Origin of the sequence: Streptomyces sp. NPDC021096, from assembly GCF_040641275.1 — a bacterium.
Taxonomy (GTDB): domain Bacteria; phylum Actinomycetota; class Actinomycetes; order Streptomycetales; family Streptomycetaceae; genus Streptomyces.
This window is the reverse complement of the sequence record NZ_JBFADG010000006.1, coordinates 153227-173328: the sequence shown is the minus strand read 5'-3', so window position 1 is coordinate 173328 and position 20102 is coordinate 153227. Positions and strand designations below refer to the sequence as shown.

Annotated in this window: 16 protein-coding genes and 1 riboswitch; of the genes, 11 read left to right on the top strand and 5 right to left on the bottom strand. The window is 73.0% G+C overall.

Going from position 1 to position 20102, the window contains the following annotated elements:
* Positions 1 to 12 precede the first annotated feature (12 nt).
* Positions 13 to 918: a sucrase ferredoxin gene (locus AB0G59_RS12370; protein WP_360910708.1), complete on the bottom strand. Its 906-nt coding sequence runs from the start codon at positions 916 to 918 to the stop codon at positions 13 to 15.
* A gap of 149 nt (positions 919 to 1067) precedes the next feature.
* On the opposite strand from AB0G59_RS12370, the gene AB0G59_RS12365 reads away from it, so the two are divergent.
* Positions 1068 to 2108 carry a GTP-binding protein gene (locus AB0G59_RS12365; RefSeq protein ID WP_360910706.1) on the top strand — a complete coding sequence of 347 codons (1041 nt, stop codon included), beginning with the start codon at positions 1068 to 1070 and terminating at the stop codon, positions 2106 to 2108.
* 44 nt (positions 2109 to 2152) lie between these two features.
* On the opposite strand, the gene AB0G59_RS12360 is transcribed toward AB0G59_RS12365, so the two are convergent.
* A complete protein-coding gene (locus AB0G59_RS12360; protein ID WP_360910704.1) occupies positions 2153 to 4615 on the bottom strand; it encodes a DNA topoisomerase IV subunit A in 2463 nt (820 codons plus the stop codon).
* Positions 4616 to 4838: 223 nt separating this feature from the next.
* Here AB0G59_RS12360 and AB0G59_RS12355 point away from each other — a divergent pair, with 223 nt between their 5' ends.
* The 4 genes from AB0G59_RS12355 (at position 4839) to AB0G59_RS12340 (ending at position 9706) form a co-directional block, all read left to right on the top strand.
* Positions 4839 to 6185, top strand: a complete 1347-nt coding sequence (locus AB0G59_RS12355; RefSeq protein WP_360910855.1) for a pitrilysin family protein — start codon at positions 4839 to 4841, stop codon at positions 6183 to 6185.
* Positions 6186 to 6214: 29 nt separating this feature from the next.
* Positions 6215 to 7591, top strand: coding sequence for a pitrilysin family protein (locus tag AB0G59_RS12350; RefSeq protein ID WP_360910853.1), 1377 nt, complete (start codon positions 6215 to 6217; stop codon positions 7589 to 7591).
* A 243-nt stretch (positions 7592 to 7834) separates the two neighbouring features.
* A riboswitch (cyclic di-AMP (ydaO/yuaA leader) is annotated at positions 7835 to 7989 on the top strand.
* Between the two features lie 11 nt (positions 7990 to 8000).
* The gene (locus AB0G59_RS12345) at positions 8001 to 8786 is read left to right on the top strand and encodes a peptidoglycan DD-metalloendopeptidase family protein (protein ID WP_360910702.1); all 786 of its coding nucleotides are present in this window, start codon (positions 8001 to 8003) and stop codon (positions 8784 to 8786) included.
* A 200-nt stretch (positions 8787 to 8986) separates the two neighbouring features.
* A complete protein-coding gene (locus tag AB0G59_RS12340; RefSeq protein ID WP_360910700.1) occupies positions 8987 to 9706 on the top strand; it encodes a GntR family transcriptional regulator in 720 nt (239 codons plus the stop codon).
* 130 nt (positions 9707 to 9836) lie between these two features.
* On the opposite strand, the gene AB0G59_RS12335 is transcribed toward AB0G59_RS12340, so the two are convergent.
* Entirely contained in the window at positions 9837 to 10118 is a 282-nt protein-coding gene (locus AB0G59_RS12335; RefSeq protein WP_360910698.1) for an HPr family phosphocarrier protein, read from the bottom strand.
* A gap of 161 nt (positions 10119 to 10279) precedes the next feature.
* On the opposite strand from AB0G59_RS12335, the gene AB0G59_RS12330 reads away from it, so the two are divergent.
* Genes AB0G59_RS12330 through AB0G59_RS12315 form a run of 4 tightly spaced genes read left to right on the top strand, consistent with a single transcriptional unit; the run spans position 10280 to position 15660 of the window.
* Positions 10280 to 13078 carry a GNAT family N-acetyltransferase gene (locus tag AB0G59_RS12330; RefSeq protein WP_360910696.1) on the top strand — a complete coding sequence of 933 codons (2799 nt, stop codon included), beginning with the start codon at positions 10280 to 10282 and terminating at the stop codon, positions 13076 to 13078.
* Between the two features lie 57 nt (positions 13079 to 13135).
* Complete coding sequence (locus AB0G59_RS12325) at positions 13136 to 13735, top strand: DUF5998 family protein (protein ID WP_071963446.1); 600 nt, start codon at positions 13136 to 13138, stop codon at positions 13733 to 13735.
* Complete coding sequence (locus tag AB0G59_RS12320) at positions 13732 to 14952, top strand: nucleotide pyrophosphatase/phosphodiesterase family protein (RefSeq protein WP_360910694.1); 1221 nt, start codon at positions 13732 to 13734, stop codon at positions 14950 to 14952. The genes AB0G59_RS12325 and AB0G59_RS12320 overlap by 4 nt, the downstream gene beginning before the upstream one ends.
* A 48-nt stretch (positions 14953 to 15000) precedes the next feature.
* The gene (locus AB0G59_RS12315) at positions 15001 to 15660 is read left to right on the top strand and encodes a thymidine kinase (RefSeq protein WP_360910692.1); all 660 of its coding nucleotides are present in this window, start codon (positions 15001 to 15003) and stop codon (positions 15658 to 15660) included.
* Here the strand turns inward: AB0G59_RS12315 and AB0G59_RS12310 are convergent.
* Positions 15657 to 16463 (bottom strand): VOC family protein, encoded by an 807-nt coding sequence (locus AB0G59_RS12310; RefSeq protein ID WP_360910690.1) that lies wholly within the window; start codon positions 16461 to 16463, stop codon positions 15657 to 15659. The two genes, AB0G59_RS12315 and AB0G59_RS12310, sit on opposite strands and share 4 nt — an antisense overlap.
* A 271-nt stretch (positions 16464 to 16734) precedes the next feature.
* Between AB0G59_RS12310 and AB0G59_RS12305 the strand changes: the two genes are divergently transcribed.
* Entirely contained in the window at positions 16735 to 17571 is an 837-nt protein-coding gene (locus AB0G59_RS12305; RefSeq protein WP_360910688.1) for a sulfurtransferase, read from the top strand.
* A 79-nt stretch (positions 17572 to 17650) separates the two neighbouring features.
* Here AB0G59_RS12305 and sepH read toward each other — a convergent pair whose 3' ends face one another.
* Positions 17651 to 18748, bottom strand: coding sequence for a septation protein SepH (gene sepH / locus AB0G59_RS12300; protein ID WP_360910686.1), 1098 nt, complete (start codon positions 18746 to 18748; stop codon positions 17651 to 17653).
* Between the two features lie 426 nt (positions 18749 to 19174).
* Between sepH and AB0G59_RS12295 the strand changes: the two genes are divergently transcribed.
* Positions 19175 to 20101 carry a hypothetical protein gene (locus AB0G59_RS12295; protein ID WP_360910684.1) on the top strand — a complete coding sequence of 309 codons (927 nt, stop codon included), beginning with the start codon at positions 19175 to 19177 and terminating at the stop codon, positions 20099 to 20101.
* The last annotated feature ends 1 nt before the right edge of the window (position 20102 follow it).

Here is a 20102-nt window from a genome sequence, read left to right as displayed (position 1 = left end):
GGCGTCCGCGGCTCACGCCAGTGCGGTGATGGCGGCGACGTCCATGCGGGCGGGCGTGCCCAGCGCCCTGCCGCAGCTCTCGGGGCGGGGCGGCTCCGCCGCGCCCTGCTCGACCTCGACCCGCCAGGCGCGTCCGTCGGTGTGCGAGACGGTCACCGTCCAGCGGGGCGCCGCACCCTCGGTCGCGGTGACGTCCAGGGCGTCCGCGCCCTCCTCGCCGGTCAGGGCGCGCACCGCCAGCTCGGCGGCCTGGCCGGGGCGCTCCCACGCCGAGCGGCCCCGGCAGTTGGCGGTGGCGATGCGGCCGTCGCGCGCCGCCTCCAGCGCGTCCTTGACCGCGTGCGCGGTGGCCCGCCCGTAGGCGTAGCCGTAGGGCAGGACGAACAGGGTCGGCGCGAAGCGATGACCACCGATATGGGTGACCTCCCAGACCTCGGTACCGCCCGAGGCGACCAGCTCCGCCGCGAGGGGACGGCCCAGGAGCGCACAGCAGCGGTCGCGCTTGCCGTTGGTGCACACGAGGGCCAGCGGATCCCCGTCGTACTCCTCCCACAGCCCGGCGTGCTCGCCCGCGCCCAGCGCCGCGAGGTCCAGCTCGAGCAGCGCGGCGGGGTCGCCGAGCACGGCCGTACGGATCCAGGAGCGGCCCGGCGCGGTGTGGGCGGCGAAGACCCGCTGGGTGGACGGACCGTGGCAGTCCGCGTGCCGTCCCGGGCGGCGGATCAGCGCGACGCGTACGCCGGTGCCCGCGGCCGCCTCCTCCAGGGCGCGGCCGACGGCGGGATCGAGATGGCTGGAGGTGAGCGCGTCGGCGCCCCACGGGCCCGGCTGCTCGATCAGCAGCCATGTCCGCGCGGTCGCGGCGGTGCCGGCCAGCGGCTCGGTCAACAGGCGGGAAGCAGTCGCGCACGTGCTCACGTAGGTAAGCCTAACCTGACTGGTTGCCCGTGGCGCGCGGAGTGGGTGCATGCGGGTGCGGTCCACGGGTGCCCGGGGGCCGATGCGCCGCCCGCCCCTATCCTGGGACGGGCGAACGACCCGCTCGACCGACGATGGAGGCGCCCCCCTTGGCCAAGCGACAGATCCCGGTCATCGTCCTCGCCGGCTTCCTGGGCTCAGGCAAGACGACCCTGCTCAACCACCTTCTCGGGCGGAGCGGGGGCAGTCGGATCGGGGCGATCGTCAACGACTTCGGCAGCATCGAGATCGACGCGATGAACGTCGCCGGACAGGTCGACTCCATGGTCTCCCTCGGCAACGGCTGCCTGTGCTGCGCCGTCGACACCAGCGAGCTGGACGGCTTCCTGGACCGGCTGGCCCGCCCGGCGGCACGGATCGACGTCATCGTCGTCGAGGCCAGCGGGCTCGCCGAGCCGCAGGAGATCATCCGGATGATCCTGGCCAGCGAGAACAAGGCCATCGTCTACGGCGGCCTGGTCGAGGTGATCGACGCCGCGGAGTTCTCCGGCACGCGGGAGCGGCACCCGGAGCTCGACCGGCACGTGGGCATCGCCGATCTCGTGGTCCTCAACAAGACCGACCGGATCGGGGACGAGGCGCGCGAGAGCCTCACGGCGACGCTCGCGGAGCTCGCCCCCGGTACGCCCGTCGTGACGGCGTCCTACGGGCGCATCGACCCGGACCTGCTGTTCGACCGCAAGCCGAAAGAGGAACGGAACGAGGCGATCCGGCAGCTGTCCTTCGAGGACCTGTGCACGGGCGACGAGGACGACCACCACGGCCACCTGCACGCCGCGTACGAGAGCGTCGAGTTCATATCCGACGACCCCATGCATCCGCGCAGGCTGATGGAGTTCCTCGACAGCAGGCCCGAGGGCCTCTACCGCATCAAGGGCTTCGTCCACTTCGGCGTGGCCGGGCACAGGAACAAGTACGCGGTGCACGCCGTCGGCGACTTCCTGCGCTTCTACCCTTCGGCATGGGCGCGCTCCGAGAAGCGCGCCACCCAGCTCGTCATGATCGGCAGCGGCATCGACGCCCGGGCCCTGTGGGACCGGCTCGACGCCTGCCGGGACACCGCGCTGCCCACCGAGGGGGAGGACGCCGGCCACAGCATGTGGGGCGTCCTGCGGTACGCGCAGTCCTGAGCCGGCCGACGGGGCCGGCCCGGACCGCGCGCCGGGCCCGCGACCTACACCGGCCCCGCCACCGCGGCCACCGGCTTGAGCAGCGGCGTGCCCGAACCGTCACGGCGCGGATCGGCGTCCGGCAGCTCGACGGGGGTGCCGTTGGCGGCCGCCGCGCGGCCCGGTGCGGCCCCCGCCCAGGCCAGGACCAGGCAGTCCTCGCCCTTGAGGAACCGCTGGCAGCGCACGCCGCCCGTCGCCCGGCCCTTGCGCGGGTACTGGTCGAACGGCGTCAGCTTCGCCGTCGCCTCCGATGCCGCCCCCGGCAGACCGCCGCGGGCCCCGGCCACCGTGAAGACCACCGCGTCCTCCGCGGGGTCGACGGCCGTGAACGAGATGACCTTCGCGCCGGACGACAGCTTGATGCCCGCCATGCCGCCCGCCGGCCGCCCCTGCGGGCGCACCTGGGAGGCCTGGTAGCGCAGCAGCTGGGCGTCGTCGGTGACGAAGACGAGGTCCTCCTCGCCCGTGCGCAGCTCGACCGCGCCGACGATCGCGTCGCCGTCCTTGAGGGAGATGACCTCCAACTCGTCCTTGTTGGCCGGATAGTCGGGGACCACGCGCTTGACGACGCCCTGCTCCGTGCCGATCGCCAGGCCGGGCGAGGACTCGTCCAGCGTCGTCAGACAGACCACCCGCTCGCCGTCCGCCAGGGTGGTCAGGAACTCCGAGACCGGCGCACCGCCCGACAGGCTCGGGGCCGCCGCCGTCTCCGGCAGCTGCGGCAGGTCGATCACCCGCAGCCGCAGCAGCCGCCCGGCCGACGTCACCGCGCCCACCTCGCCCAGGGCCGTCGCCGGGACCGCCGAGGCGATCACGTCGTGCTTGACGCGCTTGGTCTCGCCCGCCCCCGGCGGGAACGGCTCGCCCGTGGCCGTACGGGCCAGCAGCCCGGTGGAGGAGAGCAGCACCCGGCACGGGTCGTCCGCCACCTGCAGCGGGACCGCCGAGGCCGGGGCGCCCGCCGACTCCAGCAGCACCGTGCGCCGGTCGGTGCCGAACTTCTTCGCCACGTCCGCCAGTTCGGAGGAGACGAGCTTGCGGAGCTCGGTGTCGGAGTCCAGGATCCGGGTGAGCTCCTCGATCTCCCCGTTGAGCTTGTCCCGCTCGGACTCCAGCTCGATCCGGTCGAACTTCGTCAGGCGGCGCAGCGGGGTGTCGAGGATGTACTGCGTCTGCACCTCGGAGAGCGAGAAGCGCTCCACGAGTGACGCCTTGGCCGCCGCCGCGTTCTCACTCGATCGAATGATTCGGATGACCTCGTCGATGTCGACGAGCGCCACCAGCAGACCCTCGACCAGATGCAGCCGGTCCTGCCGCTTGCCGCGCCGGAACTCGCTGCGCCGGCGCACCACCTCGAAGCGGTGGTCGACATAGACCTCCAGCAGCTCCTTGAGGCCCAGCGTCAGCGGCTGGCCGTCCACCAGCGCGACGTTGTTGATGCCGAAGGACTCCTCCATCGGCGTCAGCTTGTAGAGCTGCTCCAGCACGGCCTCGGGGTTGAAGCCGTTCTTGATCTCGATGACCAGACGCAGGCCGTGCGAACGGTCGGTGAGGTCCTTCACATCGGCGATGCCCTGGAGCTTCTTCGAGCCGACCAGGTCCTTGATCTTGGAGATCACCTTCTCCGGGCCGACCGTGAAGGGCAGCTCGGTGACCACCAGGCCCTTGCGGCGGGCGGTCACGTTCTCCACCGCGACCGTGGCCCGGATCTTGAAGGTGCCGCGGCCCGTCTCGTACGCGTCGCGCACCCCGCCCAGGCCGACGATCCGGCCGCCCGTGGGCAGGTCGGGGCCCGGGATGTACTTCATCAGCGTGTCGAGATCGGCGCCCGGGTGCTTGATCAGGTGCCGGGCGGCGGCGATGACCTCGCCGAGGTTGTGCGGCGGCATGTTCGTCGCCATGCCGACCGCGATGCCGGTCGTGCCGTTGACCAGCAGGTTCGGATACGCGGCCGGGAGGGCGACCGGCTCCCGCTCGCTGCCGTCGTAGTTCGGCGAGAAATCGACGGTGTCCTCGTCGATCGACTCCGTCATCAGCGACGTCGCCGCCGCCATCCGGGCCTCGGTGTACCGCATGGCCGCGGGCGGGTCGTCGTTGCCCAGCGAACCGAAGTTGCCGTGCCCGTCGACCAGCGGCACCCGCATGGAGAACGGCTGCGCCATGCGCACCAGGGCGTCGTAGATCGAGGCGTCGCCGTGCGGATGGAGCTTACCCATCACCTCGCCGACGACCCGGGCGCACTTCACATACGAACGCTCGGGGCGCAGCCCCATGTCATTCATCTGGAACAGGATGCGGCGCTGGACGGGCTTGAGCCCGTCCCGGGCGTCGGGCAGGGCGCGGGAGTAGATGACCGAGTAGGCGTACTCGAGGAAGGAGCCCTGCATCTCGTCGACGACGTCGATGTCGAGGATGCGCTCCTCGAACTCTTCCGGCGGCGGGGTCTTCGTGCTGCGGCGGGCCATCGCGGCTGCTGCTCCTTCGATCGATTGCCGAGGCGGGTCTGACGCCGACCATTGTGGACCGCGCCACTGACAACCCCGACCGCGACCCGTCCGGTACGGGTTACGAGGGCCCGGGAACTTCGCCAGATGTCAGCGCGCTTGCATACAGTGACAGCACTGTTCATCACGCGAGTCGTCGCGAGGCACCGCGAGATCTCAAGAGATCGAAGGGACGTACATGCCCATGGGTCACACGGCCACGCAACAGGCCGGTTCCGGCGGCCTGACAGCGACCGAGCACCGCCTGGCCAATGGCCTCCGGGTCGTGCTCTCCGAGGACCATCTGACCCCTGTCGCGGCCGTCTGCCTCTGGTACGACGTCGGCTCGCGCCACGAGGTCAAGGGCCGCACGGGCCTCGCCCACCTCTTCGAGCACCTGATGTTCCAGGGCTCGGCGCAGGTCAAGGGCAACGGCCACTTCGAGCTGGTGCAGGGCGCCGGCGGTTCGCTCAACGGCACCACCAGCTTCGAGCGCACCAATTACTTCGAGACCATGCCGGCCCACCAGGTGGAGCTGGCCCTGTGGCTGGAAGCCGACCGGATGGGCTCGCTGCTCACCGCGCTCGACGACGAGTCCATGGAGAACCAGCGCGACGTCGTCAAGAACGAGCGCCGCCAGCGGTACGACAATGTGCCCTACGGCACGGCCTTCGAGAAGCTGACGGCCATGGCCTACCCCGACGGCCACCCGTACCACCACACCCCGATCGGCTCGATGGCCGACCTGGACGCCGCCTCCCTGGAGGACGCGCGCGCCTTCTTCCGCACGTACTACGCGCCCGGCAACGCCGTGCTCTCGGTCGTCGGCGACATCGACCCCGAGCAGACGCTCGCCTGGATCGAGAAGTACTTCGGCTCCATCCCCTCCCACGACGGCAAGCAGCCCCCGCGCGACGGCTCCCTGCCCGACACCATCGGCGAGGAGCTGCGCCAGGTCCTGCGCGAGGAGGTGCCCTCCCGTGCGCTGATGGCCGCCTACCGCCTCCCGCACGACGGCACCCGTGAGGCCGACGCCGCCGACCTCGCCCTGACCATCCTCGGCGGCGGCGAGTCCTCCCGCCTGCACAACCGTCTGGTCCGCCACGACCGCTCGGCCGTCGCCGCCGGCTTCGGCCTGCTGCGCCTGGCCGGCGCCCCCTCCCTCGGCTGGCTGGACGTCAAGGCGTCCGGCGGCGTCGAGGTGTCCGCGATCGAGGCCGCCGTCGACGAGGAGCTGGCCCGCTTCGCCGTCGACGGGCCGACCCCGCAGGAGATGGAGCGCGCCCAGGCCCAGCTGGAGCGCGAGTGGCTGGACCGGCTCGCCACCGTCAGCGGCCGGGCCGACGAACTGTGCCGCTTCGCCGTCCTGTTCGGCGACCCGCAGCTCGCCCTGAGTGCCGTGCAGCGCGTCCTGGAGGTCACCCCCGAGGAGGTGCAGGCCGTCGCCAAGGCCCGCCTGCACCCCGCCAACCGGGCCGTGCTGGTGTACGAGCCGACCTCACCCCAGTCCGACGGCGACGCCGACCAGAACGAAGAGGAGACGGACCGGTGAGCGACGCCGCATCCAGCACCACCGCGACGATGGAATTCCACCCGCAGCCCGAGCCCGGGCAGGCCACCCCCTGGGCGTTCCCGGCCCCCGACCGCGACCGGCTGCCCAACGGCCTGACCGTGCTGCGCTGCCACCGCCCCGGCCAGCAGGTCGTGGCCGTCGAGATCAGCCTGGACGCGCCCCTGGAGGCCGAGCCCGAGGGCCTGGACGGGGTGGCCACGATCATGGCGCGCGCCTTCTCCGAGGGCACCGACAAGCTCAGCGCCGAGGACTTCACCGCCGAGCTCGAGCGCTGCGGCGCCACCCTCGACGCGCACGCCGACCACCCCGCCGTGCGCATCTCCCTGGAGGTCCCGGCCTCCCGGCTGGCCAAGGCCCTCGGCCTGCTCGCCGACGCCCTGCGCGCCCCGGCCTTCCCGGAGAACGAGGTCGAGCGCCTCGTGAACAACCGGCTGGACGAGATCCCGCACGAGCTGGCCAACCCCGCCCGCCGGGCCGCCATGGCGCTGTCCGCCGAGCTCTTCCCGGCCACCTCCCGGCTCTCCCGCCCCCGCCAGGGCGGCGAGGAGACCGTCAAGCGCATCGACGCCGCCGCCGTGCGCGCCTTCTACGAGGACCACGTCCGCCCCGCCACGGCGACGGCCGTCATCGTCGGCGACTTCACCGGCGTCGACCTCGACCAGGCCCTCACCGAGTCCCTCGGCGCCTGGACCGGATCGAGCGCCGAGCCCCGGCCCGTCCCCGCGGTCACCGCGGACGACACCGGCCGCGTCGTGATCGTGGACCGCCCCGGCGCCGTCCAGACCCAGCTGCTCATCGGCCGCGCCGGATCCGACCGGCACGACCGCGTCTGGCCCGCCCAGGTGCTCGGCACGTACTGCCTCGGCGGCACCCTCACCTCCCGCCTGGACCGCGTCCTGCGCGAGGAGAAGGGCTACACCTACGGCGTCCGCGCCTTCGGCCAGGTGCTGCGCTCGGTGCCCCCGTCCCAGGGCGCCGCGGGCACGGGCATGCTCGCCATCAGCGGCTCCGTGGACACCCCCAACACCGGCCCGGCGCTGGCGGACCTGTGGGCGGTGCTGCGGACGCTGGCCGCCGAGGGCCTGACCGAGGCCGAGCGCGACGTCGCCGTGCAGAATCTGGTCGGCGTCGCACCGCTGAAGTACGAGACGGCGGCGGCCGTCGCGGCCACCCTCGCCGACCAGGTCGAGCAGTACCTCCCGGACGACTTCCAGGCGGGGCTCTACGAACGCCTCGCGGAGACCGGCACGGTGGAGGCCACCGCGGCCGTTGTCAGCGCGTTCCCCGTCGACCGCATGGTCACCGTCCTCGTCGGCGACGCGGCCGAGATCGCCGAGCCGGTCAAGGCGCTCGGCATCGGCGAGGTGACCGTCATCCCCGCCTGACGGACCTGCCTGACGGAGGTTCAGCCGCCGTATTCCCGTGCCCCGTGCCGGATATGAGCGGACAAGAGAGGCGCGTGAGCCCGAAGAGGCACACGCGCCTCCCTTATGTCCAATTTCATGCAGTGGTTGCACGTTGGTCGTGTGGCGTAGGTCATAAAAGCGCCGTTCTGTTTGCCGTTCGAATCCGACGCGGATTAGCGTCAGGGCGGCAGTCCGTCAGATCGGAGCCGCAACCGCGGTCCCGGGCAGCCATCGCCGAGTTCCCGAGGCACCAGCCAAGGGGAGCCGGGGACCCAAACGTCCCTGGGGTGAATCGGGTCCCTTTCACGAGGGAGCCGTAGGAGACCTTCCTGCTCCGAACCCGTCAGCTAACCCGGTAGGCGAGAAGGAAGGAAAGGATCGCCCAGGCATGGGTAAGCACCGTCGTCCGAGTCGTGCCGTGCGCGTCAGCGCCAATGTGGCGGGCATAGCCACCCTCACCGCCGCAGGCGTGGTCGCCGGCGTCGCCGCCCCGGCCTTCGCCTCCACCGACGACGGCCACCGCACCGAGGACACCGGCCTGACGCAGGCCATCGTCATGGGTGACGTCATGGCCGGCAACGTCGACGCCCAGGCCGAGACCCAGCGCAGCGCCGCCGACGAGGCCGCCATCCGCCTCCAGGCCGAGGCCACGGCCAAGCAGAAGGCCGCCGAGGCCAAGCAGCGCGCCGAAGAGGCCAAGCGCAAGATCGAGGAGGAGCGCGCCGCCAAGGAGCGCGCCGCCCGCGACGAGGAGCGCAAGCGTCTGGGCACCTACGTGAGCCCGATCGACAGCTCCTACGTCTCCACCTCCTACAAGGCCTCCAGCGGCCTGTGGTCCTCCGGCAGCCACACCGGCATCGACATCCACGCCGAGACCGGCACCTCGGTCCACGCGGTCGCCGCCGGCACCATCGTCGAGGCCGGCTGGGGCGGCGCGTACGGCAACAACGTCGTCATCAAGCACAACGACGGCACGTACACCCAGTACGCCCACCTGTCGTCCCTCGACGTCTCCGTCGGCCAGACGGTCACCCCGGGCCAGCAGATCGGCCTCTCCGGTGCCACCGGCAACGTCACGGGCCCGCACCTGCACTTCGAGGCCCGCACGGGTGCCACCTACGGCTCCGACATCGACCCGATCGCCTACATGAGCGCCCATGGCGTCAGCCTGTAGGACCGCATCGCGGCACCGTTCTTCACGCAAGGCCCCGGCCCCTGGCCGGGGCCTTCGTGTTTGGCCAAAAGATATCCATGAACCGGCCCACCCATCGGAAATCCCACCCGATTGCAATAGAGTCGCTGAACGGGCGTCAATCGGCCGTGATTCACGGGGGTTAAGTCATAAGTCGGAGGTACACCCATGCGGGGCCGTACGTGAACGGCGATGACGAGGGCGTGCACCGGAGGGGCGGCATTTCCGCGCACGCCGTGTGCACGGCGATCCGCGACGACATCGTCTCCGGCGCCTTTCCTCCCGGCAGTAGGCTCGTCGAGGAACTCCTGGCCCGCCGTTACGGCGTCTCCCGGGTGCCGGTGCGCGAAGCGCTGCGCACCCTGGCCTCCGAGGGCTTCGTGACCACCCGGCGGCACGCCGGCGCCTGTGTCGCCGAGCCCACCGAGCGCGAGGCCGCCGATCTGCTCGACGTCCGTGCCCTGCTGGAGCCGCTGGGCGCCGCCCGGGCCGCCCAGCGGCGCACCGAGGCCCATCTGAAGGTCCTGCGGGGGCTCGTACGCCTCGGCCAGGAGCGCGCGCGTACGGGCCGGACCAGCGAATTGCGCCCGCTGGGCGACTGGTTCGACGAGACCCTCGCCCAGGCGTCCGGCAGCCCCAGCCTCGCGGCGCTGCTCACCCAGCTGCGGCGCAAGATCGCCTGGGTGTACGCGGCCGAGCCGCCCGTCAGGCCGCTGGAGAGCTGGCAGGCGTGCGGGGCGCTGGTGGACGCCGTGGCCCGCGGGGACGCCGAGCGGGCGCGGACCCTGGCCGTGGCCCGGGCCGGCCGTTCGCCCGGGAAATTCCGGCAGTGGCGGCCCGCGGAAGCGGACCGGGTGCCGGGCCCGAAACAATCCGTAAACACGGCGGGCGCACGTTCTTAACAATGAGCCGCTATTCGCCGGGAATAGCGGCCGGGAATTCACGGCGGTTACGACAACGGGGCTGCGGCTGCCCCGAGTCGGCCGCCGCGGCCCCGTAGCGGCCCGCGTCAATCGACGCGGGCCCGGTGGATCAGACGGTCTCGGGGAGCTCCTCGAGACCCTCGGCGACCAGCTTGGCCAGACGGTCGAGCGCGGCCTCGGCACCGTCCGCCTCGGTGGCGAGGACGATCTCCTCGCCACCCTGGGCGCCCAGGCCCAGCACGGCGAGCATGGACGCGGCGTTGACCGGGCTGCCGTCGGCCTTGGCGATCGTCACGGGGACGCCCGCGGCCGTCGCCGCACGGACGAAGATCGACGCGGGCCGGGCGTGCAGGCCCTCGGCCCAGCCGACGTTTACGCGGCGCTCAACCATGGTGTTGCCCTTCAAGTCGATATTGGTTGTCTAGACCATTGTCGCACGGGGCGCGCGGTGCCCCTGCGCGCGCCCGCTCGGGTCCGGGTAGGGCCGTCCGGCCCGCGGCCATGGGCCGCACGCCACCACCGGCTGTCGGCGGGCGGCCTTACGCTGGCCCCATGCAGACGCCGTCCGAGCATGCGTACCCGGCCCACTGGGAAGCCGATGTGGTGCTGCGCGACGGGGGCACCGCCCAGATCCGGCCCATCACGCCCGACGACGCCCAGCGCCTGGTCAGCTTCTACGAACAGGTCTCGGACGAGTCCAAGTACTACCGCTTCTTCGCCCCCTACCCCCGCCTCTCCGACCGGGACGTGCACCGCTTCACCCACCACGACTACGTCGACCGCGTGGGCCTGGCCGCGACCGTCGGCGGCGAGTTCATCGCCACCGTCCGCTACGACCGCATCGACGGCCACGGCATGCCCGCCTCCGGCCCCGCCGACGAGGCCGAGGTCGCCTTCCTCGTCCAGGACGCCCACCAGGGCCGGGGCGTCGCCTCCGCCCTGCTGGAGCACATCGCCGCCGTCGCGCGCGAGCGCTCCATCCGGCGCTTCGCCGCCGAGGTGCTGCCCGCCAACACCAAGATGATCAAAGTCTTCACGGACGCGGGCTACACCCAGAAGCGCAGCTTCGAGGACGGCGTCGTCCGCCTGGAGTTCGACCTGGAGCCCACCGCCGAGTCCCTCGCCGTCCAGCGCGCCCGCGAGCGGCTCGCCGAGGCCCGCTCGGTCCAGCGGCTGCTCGCCCCCCGCTCCCTCGCCGTCATCGGCACCGGCCGCACCCCCGGCGGCATCGGCCGCACCGTCCTGCGCAACGTCCTGGCCGGCGGCTTCACCGGCCGCACATACGCCGTCAACAAGGCCTTCCCCGGCGAGCCGTCCGTCCTGGAGCCCGAGGGCGTCCCCGCCCACCGCTCCGTCCTCTCCATCGAGGACCCCGTGGACCTCGCCGTCATCGCCGTGCCCGCCGAGCACGTCCCCGACGTCGTCGCCGACTGCGGCGAACACGGCGTCCAGGGCCTCGTCGTGCTGTCCGCCGGATACGCCGAGAGCGGGGCCGAGGGCCGCGAGCGACAGCGCGAGCTGGTCCGCCAGGCCCGCTCCTACGGCATGCGCGTCATCGGTCCCAACGCCCTGGGCCTGATCAACACCGCCCCCGGCGTCCGGCTCAACGCCTCCCTCTCGCCCGAGCTGCCGGCCGCCGGCCGGGTCGGGCTCTTCAGCCAGTCCGGCGCGATCGGCATCGCCCTGCTCGGCGGGCTCCACCGGCGCGCGGCCGGCCTGGTCGGCATCTCCACGTTCGTCTCCGCCGGCAACCGCGCCGACGTCTCCGGCAACGACTTCCTGCAGTACTGGCACGACGACCCGGACACCGACGTCGCCCTGATGTACCTGGAGTCGATCGGCAATCCGCGCAAGTTCGCCCGCCTGGCCAGGCGCACGGCGGCCCGCAAGCCGCTCGTCGTGGTCAAGGGCGCCCGCCACGGCTCCGCGGCGCCGGCCGGGCACACCGTCCCCGCCCCGCGCATCCCCGACGCCACCGTCTCCGGCCTGCTGCGGCAGGCCGGGGTCATCCGGGTCGACACGGTCACCGAGCTCGCCGACGCGGGCCTGCTCCTCGCCTCCCAGCCGCTGCCCGCCGGTCCCCGCGTCGCCATCCTGGGCAACTCCGAGTCCCTCGCCCTCCTCACCTACGACGCCTGCCTCACGGACGGACTGCATCCGCTGATGCCGCGCGACCTGACCACCGCCGCCGCCCCGGAGGACTTCCGCGCCGCCCTGGCCGAGGCCTTGGCCGACCGGGCCTGCGACGCCGTCGTCGTCACCGCCATCCCCTGGGTCGGCGACGCCTCGGCAGCCGAGCTCGCCGACGCCCTGCGCGCGGCGGTCGCCGGCGCACCGGCCGCCAAGCCGGTGGCCGTGGTCCACCTGGAGATCCCCGGCCTCGCCGAGGTCCTCGCCGCCCCGCCGCCCCACCGGCCCCCGGCGCCGGAGCCCACGGACTCCGCCGCACCGGAGGACAGGCCCCCCGCCCCCGCGGTCCGCATCCCCGCCTACCCGGCCGCCGAGCGGGCCGTCCGCCCGCTCGCCGAGGCGGTGCGCTACGCCCAGTGGCGGCGGCAGGCCGCCGCCCCCGGACGGGTGCCCGAGTACGACGACATCGACGAGGCCGGCGCCGCCGCCGACATCGACGTGCTGCTCGAGGCGCACGGCGCGACCGCCCCCCGGGCCGTGACCCTCTCCGCCGCCGACACCCAGCGCCTCCTCGCCCGCTACGGCATCGCCGTGCTGCCCGCCCTGCCCGCGGCCGACCCCGACAGCGCCGTACGGGCCGCGGACCGGCTGGGCTTCCCCGTCGCGCTCAAGCCCACCGCACCGCACCTGCGCCACCGCGCCGACCTCGGCGGAGTCCGCCTGGACCTCGGCGGCGAGAGGGAACTGCGCCGCGCCTACGCCGAGTTGACCGACCTCCTCGGCAAGCCCGAGGAGACCCGGCTCGTCGTGCAGTCGATGGCCCCCCGCGGCGTCGACACGGTCGTCCGGGCCACCATCGACCCGGCCGCCGGGGCCGTGCTGTCCTTCGGGCTGGCCGGCGCCCCGTCCCTGCTGCTCGGCGACACCGCCCACCGCCTCGTACCGGCCACCGACCGGGACGCCGCCGAGCTGATCCGTTCGATCCGCACCGCGCCCCTGCTGTTCGGCTGGCGCGGCTCCTCGCCGGTCGACACCCCCGCCCTGGAGGAGCTGCTGCTGCGGGTGTCCCGGCTGGTCGACGATCATCCCGAGGTCGTGGGCGCCGACCTCGAGCCGGTGATCGTCGCCCAGCACGGCGTGCACGTCCTCGGCGCGTCCATACGGCTCGCCCCGCCGCCGGCCCGCACCGACCTCGGCCCGCGCAGCCTGCCCCCGTACTGAGCGCCCCGGCCGGGGATCGGCGGCAGGAGGGCCCCGTACGCCCCGTAGGATGGGCATATGGCGAAGACCGGTACGACGACCCAGGGGCTGCGCGCAGCGATCGAGCGCAGCGGCTACTACCCGGCCCTCGTGGCCGAGGCGGTGGAGGCCGCCGTGGGCGGGGAGCCGGTCGTGTCGTACCTGGTCCACCAGGAGACGACGTTCGACGCCAACGAGGTGCGCCGCCATGTGACCGTCCTCGTCCTGACGGGCACCCGATTCATCGTCAGCCACACCGACGAGCAGGCCGCCGACGGCACGTCGCCGTCCCCGTACGCCACCACCTCCACCGAGTCCGTCAAGCTCGACCGGATCTCCTCGGTGGTGCTCAGCCGCGTCGTCGCCAACCCCGAGGCGTACACCCCGGGCACCCTGCCCCGCGAGGTCGTCCTGACCATCGGCTGGGGCGCCGTCTCCCGCATCGACCTGGAGCCCGCCGCCTGCGGCGACCCCAACTGCGACGCCGACCACGGCTACACCGGCTCCTCCACGGCCGACGACCTGAGCCTGCGCGTCAGCGAGGCCGGCGACGGCCCGGACACCGTGCGCCAGGCCCTCGCCTTCGCGCAGGCGCTCTCCGAGGCGACCGCGGCCACGGCGGCGACCGCCCGCCGATGACCGGATACCCCCCGGGCCCCACGGCCGCAGGCTCCGCCTGGCACGATCCGGCCCCGCTCGACCCCCGCTCCGCCCCGCTGCCCCGCTACGGCACCGGCTCGCTCGCCGACCTGCTGCCCACGGTCGCGGCGGGCATGGGCGTGCCCGGGCTCGGCTCGGGCATGGAGCTGGCGCCCGCCGACCGCGTGTGCGTCTTCCTGATCGACGGCCTGGGCTGGGAGCTGCTGCGCGCCCACCCCGCGGAGGCGCCGTTCCTGCACTCCCTGCTGTCGAGCTCGATGAACGGCACCGGCGCGCCCATGACCGCGGGCTTCCCCTCGACCACGGCGACCTCCCTCGCCTCGGTCGGCACGGGACTGCCGCCCGGCGCCCATGGCCTCGCCGGCTACACCGTCGCCGACCCGGCCACCGGTCAGCTGATGAACCAGCTGCGCTGGCGCCCGTGGACCGATCCGCACGCCTGGCAGCCGTACCCCACGGTCTTCCAGCTCGCGGACGCCGCCGGGATCGCCACCTGCCAGGTCTCGGCCCCCGACTTCCAGCACACCCCGCTGACCAAGATCGCGCTGAGCGGCGGCACCTTCCACGGCCGGCTCTCCGGCGAGGAACGGATGGACCTCGCCGCCGACCGGCTCGGCGCCGCCGACCGCTCGCTCGTCTACACCTACTACAGCGAGGTCGACGGCAAGGGCCACCGCTTCGGCGTGGACTCCGAGGAGTGGCGCGGCCAGCTGATGTACGTGGACCTGCTCGCCCAGCGCCTGGCCGAGCAGCTGCCGCCGCGCTCCGCGCTGTACGTCACCGCCGACCACGGCATGATCGACATCCCGTTCGACCCGGAGTCGCGCATCGACTTCGACGAGGACTGGGAGCTGCGCGCCGGCGTCGCGCTCCTGGGCGGCGAGGCCCGTGCCCGCCACGTCTACGCCGTGCCCGGCGCGGCGGCCGACGTCCTGGCCGTGTGGCGCGAGGTGCTCGGCGAACAGATGTGGGTCGCGGGGCGTGACGAGGCGATCGAGGCGGGCTGGTTCGGCCCGCCCGGCGAGGGCGTCGACGACCGGGTGTACGGGCGGATCGGCGACGTCGTCGCCGCCGCCCGGGACGACGTCGCGATCGTCGCCACCGAGACCGAGCCGAACGAATCGAAGATGGTCGGACTGCACGGTTCCATGACGCCCGTCGAGCAGCTCGTGCCGCTCCTCGAAGTCCGTTCCTGACTCTTTTCCGACCTTCCCCCACGACAAATGAAAGGCATTGGCCTTCCCATGCCCGAGCTGGTGTTCTTCTCCGGAACGATGGACTGCGGAAAGAGCACCCTCGCTCTGCAGATCGAGCACAACCGCTCGACCCGCGGACTGCAAGGCATGATCTTCACGCGCAACGACCGCGCGGGCGAGGGCAAGCTGTCGTCCCGGCTCGGCCTGGTCACCGACTCCGTCGAGGCGGGGGAGGGGTTCGACTTCTACGCGCACGTCGTCGGGCACCTCTCGGCGGGCGGCCGTGCCGACTACGTCATCGCGGACGAGGCGCAGTTCCTCACCCCGGAGCAGATCGACCAGCTGGCCCGGATCGTCGACGACCTCGAGCTCGACGTCTTCGCCTTCGGCATCACCACCGACTTCCGCACCAAGCTCTTCCCCGGCTCCCAGCGCCTGGTCGAGCTCGCCGACCGCATCGAGGTGCTGCAGGTCGAAGCCCTGTGCTGGTGCGGTGCGCGGGCCACGCACAACGCCCGTACGATCGGCGGACAAATGGTCGTCGAGGGCGCGCAGGTCGTCGTCGGTGACGTCAACCAGCCCGAGACCGTGGTCGGTTACGAGGTGCTGTGCCGCCGCCACCACCGCCGCAGGCTGACGGCCGCCGCCGCCCGTGCCGCCGCGCTGTCGCCGGATGTGCTGCCGGTGGATCCCGAGGGCTCCGACTAACGTCCCGTCCGCTGCAGGGTGAAGGCCGCGCCCTCGGGGTCGGCGACCGTCGCCACCCGGCCGGCAGGGGTATCCTGCGGGGCGCTCACCACGCGTCCGCCCAGCTCGGCGACCCGACGGGCGGTGGCGTCCACGTCCACCACCTCGAAGTACGTCATCCAGTGCGGGTGGCGCAGCGAGGGCCCGGCGCCGCGGATCGAGGCGACCGGACGGCCGTCCACGTGCAGTGTGAAGGCGTCGGAGTCGACGGCTCCGGCCGCCTTCGTCTCGTACCCGAAGAGGGCGCGGTAGAACTTCAGCACCGCCGCCGCGTCATGGGTCACCAGTTCGTGCCAGACCGGGGTGCCCTCGGCGCCGGGCGTGCCCGTCGGCCGGGGACCCAGCAGCCGCTGCCCCTGCCAGACGCCGAAGGGCGCCCCCGCGGGGTCCGTGGCCAGCACCAGCCGCCCCGCCCCCTCGGCCGCCAGCGGGCCCACCCCGACCGTGCCGCCGGAGCAGCGGATCCATTCCGCGCACACGTCCGCGTCGTCGCTCGCCAGATAGGTGGTCCACGCGTTGGGGAGTTGACGGTCGGGCGGCAGCTCCCCGATCCCGGCCACATTGTGGCCGTCGAGCGTGGCGCGGACGTACGGCCCCAACTGGCGCGGACCGGGGCTGTAGTACGTCCAGCCGAACAGAGCGCCGTAGAACTCCTTGGTCGCCTCCAGGTCGTGCACCAGGAGGCTCGTCCAGCAGGGAGTGCCCGGTGTGTGGTGCCGGGTCTCCTCCTCGCCGGTCTCGGAGGATCCCCATACCTCGGTCATCGTCAGTCGTCTCCTCGGACCCTCGTGGTGGCCGCGCGTCCCGCTCTCCGGGCGCGCGGGGGGTGGTACAGGGCGGTGCCCGACCAGATGTTTGCACCACCTGTCGTGAGACGCCCCCCGGCCGCGCCGGACTTCATGGGTTCCCGCAGGAGAATGCCCGCTTTCGCGTCCCGCTTCCCTGCCCGCGTCATTGCCGTCCAGTATCGATCAGCATCGCGGCGTCTGGCCAGGGGGCCATTCGGCGCAATGCCGACTACGCCAGGATGGGGGCATGGATGCCATCATCACCGCACAGCAGTGGGCGAGCGCCTCGGAGGGCGAGCGAGGGCCCACGCTCCTGGACGTTCGCTACCGCCCCGGGGGCCCGCCGGGCCTGCCGCAGTACGAGGCCGGGCACCTCCCCGGCGCCGTCTACGTCGACCTGGAGAGCGCACTCGCCGCCCCCGCGGGGCCGAGGGGCCGTCACCCGCTCCCGGACACCGGGGTGTTCGGCGCCGCCATGCGGCGCGCAGGGGTCCGCTTCGACCGCCCGGTCGTCGTCTACGACGACGGGCTGGGCTGGGCCGCCGCCCGCGCCTGGTGGATGCTGCGCTGGGCGGGTCACCCGGACGTACGGGTCCTCGACGGCGGGCTCGCCGCGTGGACGGCGTCGGGCGGGCGGCCGACGCGGGAGGTGTCGCCCGTGGAGGAGGGCGACTTCGTGCCGGCGCCGGGGGCGCTGCCGCTGCTCGACGCGGACGGCGCCGCGGAACTGGCGCGCCGGGGGCTGCTGCTGGACGCGCGGGCGGGGGAGCGCTACCGCGGCGAGGTCGAGCCGCTCGACGCGGTCGCCGGCCACATCCCCGGCGCCGTCTCCGCGCCCACGACCGACAATGTGGGCGCGGACGGGTGCTTCCTGCCCGCCGCGGAGCTCGCGGCGCGGTTCGCCGGCCTGGGCGCTTCGGCCGGTACCGAGGTGGGGGTCTACTGCGGCTCGGGGGTCTCCGCGGCGCAGGAGGTGCTGGCGCTGGCGGTCGCGGGCATTCCGGCGAGCCTGTACGTGGGTTCGTGGAGCGAATGGTCGTCCGACCCCGCCCGACCGGTGGCGACCGGGCCCCTGCCGGGCTGACGGCCTGTCGGAAACAGCCCTCAAGCGCCGGACGGCTCCGATGGAGTCCGTCCGGCGCCTGAGGGCGTGTCAGGCCTGGCTAGTCCTGTTTCTTGCGGCGGGTGCCGAAGACGATCTCGTCCCAGCTCGGGACCGCGGCGCGGCGGCCGGGGCGGACGCCGTCCGCTTCGGCCTGGCGATCGGTGGTGCCGATCAGGCGGTCGCGGTGGCCGGCCACCGAGCGTGGCATGAGCACATCGGCGTACGCGGACCCCGCACTGGCGGCCGGGGCCGGCGGTTCCACGGAATCCGCTTCCTCGCCGGGCGTGTCGGAGGCCGGTGAGGGGATCGGAGCCGTGGTGGCGCTCTCCGGTACGACCATGTCGCCCCGGAAGCTGGGCACCGCCTCGAGCAGGCTCGTCAGCGAGTCCCGCTCCTTGGCGGGCTCCTCCGCCGGTGCTTCGTCGGAGGACGCCTCCGGATCCGTGGAGGGGGCGGACGTCTGCCGCTCCCGGTCCAGGGTGCGGTCCAGCGGCCGGTCGCGCGGCAGCCGGGCGATGCGCGGCACGAACGGGAAGCTCGGCTCGGGCGTCTCGTCGGTCTCGCCGATGAGCGCCCGGGCCTCGTCGTCCAGCGCCTGAACGATCCGGCGCGGCGGGTCGTAGGTCCAGCTGGCCGCGCGCGGCTCGCCGGAGGCGCGGTAGACGAGCAGGACCTCCCACGTGCCGTCGTCGCGGCGCCAGGAGTCCCACTGGGCGCTGTCCTTGTCGGCGCCGCGCAGCAGGAGCCGCTCTCCCACGGCCTCGCCGAGCGGCGGGCCGGTGTTCTCGCCGGGCCGGCGTACGGGTGTCTTACGGGCCCGCTCCGCCATGAAGGCGCGCTCGGCGAGGACGGGGCCCTCGAAGCGCCGGACCCGTTCCACGGGAATGCCCGCGAGCTGCGCGACTTCCTCCGCCGACGCACCGGCCCGGATGCGGGCCTGGATGTCGCGGGGGCGGAGGTGGCTCTCCACTTCGATCTCGATCTGGCCGAGACGCGCACGGTCGTTGCGCACGGCGGCACGCAGCCGCTCGTCGATGGGAAGCGTGTACTCCGTGCTGTCCGCAGCCTTGAGCACCAGCCGTGTGCCGTCGTTGGAGACTGCCACGACACGCAGTTCGGGCATGGGGACCTCCCGGGTGGTGCCTGCCGACGTCACCTGCGTCGCTGCTTCCGCTAGTCGAGTGTGGCCTGCCCGGGTAGCAGCCTGCCACAACATTGCCGAGTTGACGGGGCCAGAGCCGCCCGAGCCCCTCCCGTTGGGTCCGGTTCGTTCCGGGCGGTCCGGACGGGATATTGGGGCCAGGGCTCGTCACAGTACTCCATTCGGGCCACTGGGGGTGGATCGGCGCGCCAGCGAAGTTCACCTGCGACAAGGGAGTTGAAATGCGCCCCTTGTGGCGGAGCGCCTACCCGTGGGTGGCGTGGTTCACACAATCGCCGGATCCGGAACTGTTCGTTAGGCTCGAATGTCTCTTCTGGCTACAAGAGGTACTGAAGGGACCAACAGGGGCTGGAGATGGACGACAAACCCGAAAGTGAGGCAAAACCCCAGGGCAAGCGGCTCGACCTGAGCGTCGCACAAGTGTCCGGTAGTGCACTGGCGGCGGTGGTCGCCGCGCTGCTCGCGGGCAAACTCGGTGTATACGGCACGGTCATCGGTGCCGGTGTCGTCAGCGTCGTGGCCACCACGGGTGGCACAGTTTTTCAACACCTGTTCAAACGTACGGGTGAGCAGCTCCGCGATGTCACGGTGCCGCCGGAGACCAGATCGCGCCGGGTTCCCGTGCGGGACACGGCCGACACGACGCGCGTGCTGCCGAAGGCCCAGGACCGTACGCAACTGCTGCACCAGGCGCCACATCCGGGAGCAAACCCGGCGCAATCCGAGGCGCACGCCGGTGCGTACACCGGCGCACCTGATCACGCGCACTTCCACGGGTACTCCGAGGACTACACGACCGGCACGACCCATGGCACCCGGCTGCGCGGCTGGAAGCGCCCGTTGCTGGCGGCCGGTGCCGTCTTCGCGCTGGCGATGGGCACGGTGACCGCCGTGGAGCTGGTCTCCGGATCCAGCGCGGACGGCAGCAAGGACGGGACGACCGTCAGCCGGCTGTTCCAGCCGCAGAAGCAGGAGCAGAAGCAGGACCCGGATCCCTCGCACGAGCCGGACCCGGGCCGTTCCCAGGGCGGCGCCGGGCAGGAGACGGGCGGAAGCGACGGTCCGTCGCCGTCCCCGGGCGCGTCGCGGGGCGGCGGTACGGGCAAGCAGTCGCCGGGTCCCTCGACCTCCCCGTCCTCCGGCAGCGGTTCCTCGCCCTCGCCCGCCCCGGCGAACCCCACCCCCGGTGCGTCGCCGGGCGGCAAGGGCCAGGACGACGGCAAGGGCACCACCACCGGCGGCCAGGGCGCGGGCGGCACCACGGGCGGCCAGTCCACCCCGCCGCCGCAGGGCCAGAACGCGGCGGCGGGCACGAGCGCGGGCACCGCCGCCGGCACGACCGCCTAGG

Excerpts from the sequence above, each read along its gene's own strand:
- AB0G59_RS12310 (WP_360910690.1), bottom strand. The coding sequence starts at position 16,463 with ATGACCGAGGTATGGGGATCCTCCGAGACCGGCGAGGAGGAGACCCGG.
- AB0G59_RS12360 (WP_360910704.1), bottom strand. The coding sequence starts at position 4,615 with ATGGCCCGCCGCAGCACGAAGACCCCGCCGCCGGAAGAGTTCGAGGAG.
- AB0G59_RS12335 (WP_360910698.1), bottom strand. The coding sequence starts at position 10,118 with ATGGTTGAGCGCCGCGTAAACGTCGGCTGGGCCGAGGGCCTGCACGCC.
- AB0G59_RS12320 (WP_360910694.1), top strand. The coding sequence starts at position 13,732 with ATGACCGGATACCCCCCGGGCCCCACGGCCGCAGGCTCCGCCTGGCAC.
- AB0G59_RS12330 (WP_360910696.1), top strand. The coding sequence starts at position 10,280 with ATGCAGACGCCGTCCGAGCATGCGTACCCGGCCCACTGGGAAGCCGAT.
- AB0G59_RS12355 (WP_360910855.1), top strand. The coding sequence starts at position 4,839 with ATGGGTCACACGGCCACGCAACAGGCCGGTTCCGGCGGCCTGACAGCG.
- AB0G59_RS12305 (WP_360910688.1), top strand. The coding sequence starts at position 16,735 with ATGGATGCCATCATCACCGCACAGCAGTGGGCGAGCGCCTCGGAGGGC.
- AB0G59_RS12345 (WP_360910702.1), top strand. The coding sequence starts at position 8,001 with ATGGGTAAGCACCGTCGTCCGAGTCGTGCCGTGCGCGTCAGCGCCAAT.
- AB0G59_RS12350 (WP_360910853.1), top strand. The coding sequence starts at position 6,215 with ATGGAATTCCACCCGCAGCCCGAGCCCGGGCAGGCCACCCCCTGGGCG.
- AB0G59_RS12325 (WP_071963446.1), top strand. The coding sequence starts at position 13,136 with ATGGCGAAGACCGGTACGACGACCCAGGGGCTGCGCGCAGCGATCGAG.
- AB0G59_RS12315 (WP_360910692.1), top strand. The coding sequence starts at position 15,001 with ATGCCCGAGCTGGTGTTCTTCTCCGGAACGATGGACTGCGGAAAGAGC.